Source organism: Azospirillum sp. B506 (genome assembly GCF_000333595.1).
Taxonomy (GTDB): domain Bacteria; phylum Pseudomonadota; class Alphaproteobacteria; order Azospirillales; family Azospirillaceae; genus Azospirillum.
The window spans coordinates 1-1053 of sequence record NZ_BADK01000535.1 but is presented as its reverse complement, the minus strand read 5'-3'; the positions used below and the strand labels follow the sequence as shown (position 1 = coordinate 1053).

The 1053-nt window shown below is 70.8% G+C and carries 1 protein-coding gene; it reads left to right on the top strand.

Annotated features, from left to right (window positions below; all coding sequences use genetic code 11):
- Window positions 1-253: 253 nt before the first annotated feature.
- A partial coding sequence (locus I71_RS15975) for an MltA domain-containing protein (RefSeq protein WP_244433869.1) occupies window positions 254-1053 on the top strand: 800 nt, incomplete at its 3' end.

Sequence of the window (1053 nt, the reverse complement as noted above, 5' to 3'; positions counted from 1 at the left end):
TGCCGCGCTCTGTCACCCCTTGCCGCCGCGGGGCTGCCCCCCACCGTGACAAGCGGCCGCGACCTATCCGAAAGTACAGGTCGAGACTTGACGACTCGGGGTAACCCCCGGCACAAACGATGGCGTGATGTGACCTTCCCGTGACCGGGCCGCCAGAGCGGCCGGACGGCCGGCGGGTTTTCGACGGACAGAGGCGATGCTGGTGGCGGAGTGCGCGATGGCGGCTGCGGCTGGGGTGGCGTGTGCGCGTAAAATGAAGCGGAGCAAGGCGTGGACGTCCACCCGGCGGGGCCTGCGGCTGGCGCTGACGGGCGGCCTGCTGGCGACGCTGGCGGCCTGCGCCGGCACCGCGCCGACGGTTGACGGACAGCGGCGGACGGCGCAGCGCCCGACCTGGGATCAGGTCTCGCCCGACTTCCGCCATCTCGCCGGCTGGATCGATGACGATCACGCCCAGGCGGTTCCCGCCGTGCAGCGCACTTGCGGCTGGGTGAAGAACCAGCCGCCCGGCAAGCCGATGGGTCCGCTGCGCGCGGCCGGCACCACCGACGACTGGCGCGCCATCTGCGCCGCCGCCCGCGACCTTCCCCCCGGCGACAGCGAGGCGGCCCGCCGCTTCTTCGAGACCTTCTTCACCCCGCGCGACGTCAGCAACGGCGAGAACGGCCTCTTCACCGGCTATTACGAGATCGAGCTGCACGGCAGTTGGACGCCGAGCGAGCGCTACAACGTCCCGCTCTACCGCATGCCGGCCCGCGGCAAGAACGGCCTGCCCAGCCGCGCCCGGATCGAGAACGGCGCGCTGAAGGGCAAGGGGCTGGAGCTGATGTGGGTGGACGACCCGGTGGACGCCTTCTTCCTGGAGATCCAGGGGTCGGGCCGGGCGATCATGGCCGACGGGTCGGTGGTCGGCATCCACTACGCCGGCCAGAACGGTCACAGCTATTACCCGATCGGCCGCCATATCATCGACATCGGCGACGCCACGCCGGAACAGATGTCGTTGCAGACGATCCGGCGCTGGCTGAAGGACCATCCGGCCGAGGCCCAGCG